This is a genomic window from Candidatus Poribacteria bacterium (assembly GCA_016866785.1).
Taxonomy (GTDB): Bacteria; Poribacteria; WGA-4E.
Genome location: VGLH01000196.1, coordinates 1 through 4,873 on the forward strand (window position 1 = coordinate 1; position 4,873 = coordinate 4,873).

The window sequence follows — 4,873 nt, forward strand, 5'->3', positions numbered from 1 at the left end:
TCGCTTCACCCTCGGCGCGAGCGCCAAGCTCTGGCGGATGCATCCGTCGCGGCGCTTCCAGGCGCTGGGATCGTCCGCGACGTACGACATCGGCGTTCTGGCGGCTCCCGGTGTGAGATGGCGCATCGGCGCGCGCGCAGGATCGCTGGAACGCGGCGCGGGCGTCCAAGGCTTCGAGCTCGGCATCGCCCATGTCGCGGGACGGCTGGCGCTCGCGGGCGATCTGGGCTGGCGCGACGGCGTGGGGTTCCGCCCATCCGTCGGAGCCGAAGCGCGGCTGACGCGAAGGCTCCACGTGCGCGCGGGGTTGCGGGATGGCGATCCGGCGGTCGGAGCGGGCGTCGCGCTCGGCGCGTTCCGGCTCGACGCCGCGTGGACGCGGATGGATGCGGGCGGCATCATCTTCGTCGGGGGTGAGCTGGACGTAGCCGTCAGCCGCGGTACAGCGCCGACGACGAGGTAGGACCCACACCGCCAGAGAGAGAAACGATCCCGCAAATCCGATCGCTTCGCATGGCGACGACGCGCCGCGATTACAGCCTGCGTCTTGTCCCGCTAGGGAGGGATTCATCCGAGGATTGGGGCGTGCGAAGCTGCTGGCGTATCACGGCAACGGAATGTCAAGCGCCACGCTTGCTCCGACGGCAGAGCCCTCGACGTACATCTGAGCATAATACTTTCCGTTGGGAACGGTATCGTTGTTGTTGTCCCTCAGGTCCCACCAGATGGCGACCCCGTTCATGTCGCCGCTCTCGGAGCCGAAGTCTGGACGGCAGACGGACAACGGGAACGACGTCGTCCTGGTCGGGCGCACGAGGTTGCGATACCTGCCCGGAACTAGTTGGTAAAGGTCGAGGTAGTTGAAGCCAGGGGCGGGCTTGCTCGTGTTGCTCTTGTAGCCCCAGTCCAGGATGCGCACTGTGTAGCTGGCGGCATCGAGGATGACGAAGTGAACGCGCGAGCGCGTTGCCAGGTCGAACCTGAGCCAGTAACCGGGCAGCGGATTCTCGACCACAGGATCCGTGTCGGGGTCCGCAACCGCCTCGACGATGCCGCTTGCCGTTGGGATCGCTTCCGTGTAGAGCTCCTGTTCCCGCCACACTTCATTGCCAACTGCTTCGCCCCAGCGCTCCTTCTGAGCAGGATCGGAGAAGTAGGATTGGGGTGTCTGGCTTGTGTCGTACGTCCAGTGCATCTTCGATAGATACAGATCCGGATTGGTCGTCACGCTTGAGCTCCATCCCCAAAGGCCGATGCCGTTGAAGCCGTAGTTCAGCGCCATCCGCATCTGGTTGTGCATGTCGATATGCCCCTGGAGCTTCGACTTGTCAGGAGCCTCGCCCTCGCTGGTTACCTGGGCGGCTCCTTCCATGAGCGCATGGACGGGGTGGGTCGGGAATCTGTCTTCCCACCATTCGCGGATGAATCGCCACTTCCGCATCGGCGGTAGAACCGTATACCGCCAGTTCCCGCTGAACCAGGAGTAGTAGTCCGGCATGACGATGAGCCGGGCTGGAACGCCACCCGAGCTGACGCCTGTGATCGCGTTGGCAAAGGCGAGTATCTTCTGCTCGTCGTTATAGGGGCCGTTGATGTCGGGCCGAACGACATTGCTTGGGTTGTAGGTGCGGTCCTTGCCATCCGGCGTCACGGGCCACCAGTTGGGACTGCCCGGGTCGCTCGGATCGGCAGAACGTCCGTCCGCGTATTCGATATAGATGAAGGGCCAGTTCTTTCCGCGGGCAACCTGGGCGTCGTGGAACGCCTGAACGACGTCGTGCACGTCATCGAAGGTTGTCCCTTTGGTCGCTGTCCCTTTGCATACTGGCTCGTCTACGACGTGCCAACTGACCATGGCTTGGTCCACACCCGGCGTGTCGCAGACATAGTCCACGAACCGCCCTACCTCGCCCAGCTCCCCGGGATCGCTCGGCCGGAACAGCTTCACGAGATAGCCGATACTCACCTGGATCTGCTCTGAGACAGCCGCGCTCAGGATGGAACCGTAACGCGCCATCAGATTCCCAATGCCCTCACCATCAGCGCGCCTGTCGTCTCGGGCGAACCGATCGCACGCGATGTATGGGAACACACCTATTGGGAGCGGCTTGTGGATGACCTGTAGATGCTCGCCGAACGTCGGGTGATCGAGCTCGCCTGGCGATACCTGATCGTAGAACATCGACAGTGGAATGCCCAGGCGCGTGGTAGGACCTAGCTTCTGTGTACCAAGCAGAATCGGCATAGTTCTGTTCCTAGCGAGAAGAGGACGTTCTGAGGCCTGCCCATGTGGTTGGGAGCTTCCCACCTGGGTGGACAGTCGTGGGAACGTCCGTGTCTTTTCTCAGGACAATCCCGCCATCGCCAACGGCATAAACGACGCCATCGACATACTGAACGCGGTTCAGGGCGTATGCCGTGGGACTCCGTTGGAGATACCAGCTAATGCCGTCCTCTGTCGCTACGATGGCGCCACCCCAACCGACTGACCAACCACGGTTCCCGGGTGCCATCGAAAGCGAGCTGAGAGAGATGCGCCTGAGTCCCGTTCTGGCAAGATATGCGTCGACACCACGTTGGTCCCCGGTCACCGTAGACGCGGCCCACGATGTGCCGTTGTCGGATGAATGGGCAATTGGCAACAGGCTGTCAGGCGCAACCGCGCCTGCGATTGCCCATGCCATGCCATGGCCGTCGAGGAATGCGTCGACCACTCCAGAGCCTGGAAGGGGCCTGTCCCACGCCGAACCGCCACTTGCTGTATAGTAGAGGAATGGGTTGGTTAGCCACCCTTGCCGATCCGATCGCATGCTAAGGCGACTACCGCCTACCTGCGGGATGGTCCAAGCCCAGTCTCCCAGGATCAGCGGATGCCACGTATCCCCGCCATCGTCGGTTCGCAACACTGCTGACCCTTCGACATCTCCCTTGAACGTCCGAACCCATCCGGTCAGGATACCCTCTTGCCGACTCCAGAAGTGCGTGCCGGTGACGACGAAATTGCCGCTCTTCAACACTCTTGCCTGTTGGGGCGTCGCCACGATTCTCGGACTGACGAGGCGCAGCTCCCATGTCTCGCCCCCGTCCGCGCTGTATGCGACCCGGTCCGGTCCCCCGATCCATCCGTGTTGCGCATCCAACATGAAGACGGACGTTGCGTCGAAGTTCCACCACCAATAGACAGACGGATCATAGAAGCCTGGTATCCGTATGTCGCGCCACGTCTCGCCTCCGTCTACGGTACGGTACCCAACGAACGACACGTCATCGCTGTGGAAGCCTCCGATAATCCAGCCGTGAGTCATGTCCGCGAAATGGAGTTGGTAGGGATCGAAGCCCTTGCCCTCGAATCCAGGCAGAACATGCGATGTAGGTTCCCTTACGACTCGCCATTCGGTCGCCCCGGCGCTCGCGACGACGCACAGCGCCAGCGAAAGCGCAGCAACCCATTGCGGGGCGCGGTCGGGTCGGGGTTTCATCGCCCTCACCTCTACTGCGTCGTCATGTCACGGATCGACCGACGGCAGCGCATTCGATCCGCCACCGATGATCACGTGCAGGAACGTCATGCGCGCGACAGAGTTCGGCTGGTCGTGGTTGGTGACTCGCAGCTTGTTCGCGACGACGCTCAGCAGGTTCGAGGGATCGGAAATCTTCACGATCGTCAAGTCCGTGGCAGCCGGGTAGTTCGAAAGCGCCATCGCCTGACCCAGCGTGTTCCAGCCGGCATCGAAGGTGACCAGCGCCAGTCCGGAGGATCGTCGGCTCAACGCGATGTCCCTGGACTGCCCCGTGTTGATCGGCGGGTCGAGGTGGCAGATGCCATACCCGGCTCGAACTCTTGGTTTGCGTAGAGAAGAGCGCCTTGCTTGGCTTCGATTCTATCGTACTTGACTCGCAGGTAGTGGGCAAGAGGCTGGGCGCTGTCCTCTACGAGACCTGCCCCAGCGCGTTTTCGATGGCGACGATCTCGTCGTCCCGCATCTCCATGTAATCTGCGTCGACAGGGGTCACATTGTCTTCGTCCGGGCTGGGATTCCAGATGCAGCCCGGGAAAGCTGCAGGCATTGAGGTGACTCCAAAACTGGGTGGGGAACGTGCGATTGCGCTGCTGACGATGGAGTTCGTCGGCTTCGAAGAGTGCGACGGGCTTGAGCGGCGCATCGGGCGTCATGGGACGATCCGACGTTGTTGGCAGTCATACGGGACATCTATGAAGATACTGCGCAAAAAAAACGCCTGTCAAGGAAAGATCAGGATGCTACGCCCACAGCCTGTCGTGTAGACTCTCCTCGCAGACGACAGGCGGTTGCGTTGCCGCTGCGGTCTTCGGGTCGCCGGAGGGCGTTCGCATTGGGATCATGATCCAGTGGTCGGACGCACGGATTCCTGGGACACTGAACCGCACCTCCATGCGCGCGAGGCGAAGGAGGATCGAGAAGGGGAGAAGCCCATTGCCGCTGGGCAACGGACCACGAGCGGGCACGGACACCAACAGGGGATCGCGATGAGGTTTCGAGAGAAGATCGGCTACATCGTCGTCGGCGGAGGTCTCGTCCTGCTGGGACAAGCGGCGAGCCACTTCCTGCCGCGTCCGGCGCAGGCGCAGCTTCCGGGCGAGCAGGTCGTGTTCGAGAAGGTCGTCTGCTCGTCGCTGACGCTCGTCGATCCGCTGGGCAAGCCGCGCGTCGGACTGCTGGCGGGCGACGATGGCGGGGTCGTTGCCGTCTTCGGGCGCGACGGCGTCACGCGCGTCGTCATCGGCGCCGATGAGCAGGGCGGGACGTTCATCGTGTCCGACCGGGAAGGCAAACCGCGTTCCGCCATCCGCGTCGCGGGCTCCGGCGGCAGCATGATGATCCTCGGACCCGAC

The 4,873-nt window shown here is 62.6% G+C and carries 4 protein-coding genes; 1 reads left to right on the top strand and 3 read right to left on the bottom strand.

The features are described 5' to 3' along the window. Window positions 1-604: 604 nt before the first annotated feature. From FJZ36_17965 to FJZ36_17975, 3 genes are read right to left on the bottom strand one after another with little or no spacing between them, the layout of a single operon-like run. On the bottom strand, window positions 605-2,245 hold the full coding sequence (locus FJZ36_17965) for a hypothetical protein (GenBank protein MBM3216784.1): 1,641 nt from the start codon (window positions 2,243-2,245) through the stop codon (window positions 605-607). 10 nt (window positions 2,246-2,255) lie between these two features. Next, window positions 2,256-3,479 carry a hypothetical protein gene (locus FJZ36_17970; GenBank protein ID MBM3216785.1) on the bottom strand — a complete coding sequence of 408 codons (1,224 nt, stop codon included), beginning with the start codon at window positions 3,477-3,479 and terminating at the stop codon, window positions 2,256-2,258. 27 nt (window positions 3,480-3,506) lie between these two features. Next, the gene (locus FJZ36_17975) at window positions 3,507-3,770 is read right to left on the bottom strand and encodes a hypothetical protein (protein ID MBM3216786.1); all 264 of its coding nucleotides are present in this window, start codon (window positions 3,768-3,770) and stop codon (window positions 3,507-3,509) included. A 737-nt stretch (window positions 3,771-4,507) separates the two neighbouring features. Here FJZ36_17975 and FJZ36_17980 point away from each other — a divergent pair. Next, on the top strand, window positions 4,508-4,873 hold a 366-nt coding region (locus tag FJZ36_17980), incomplete at its 3' end, for a hypothetical protein (GenBank protein ID MBM3216787.1).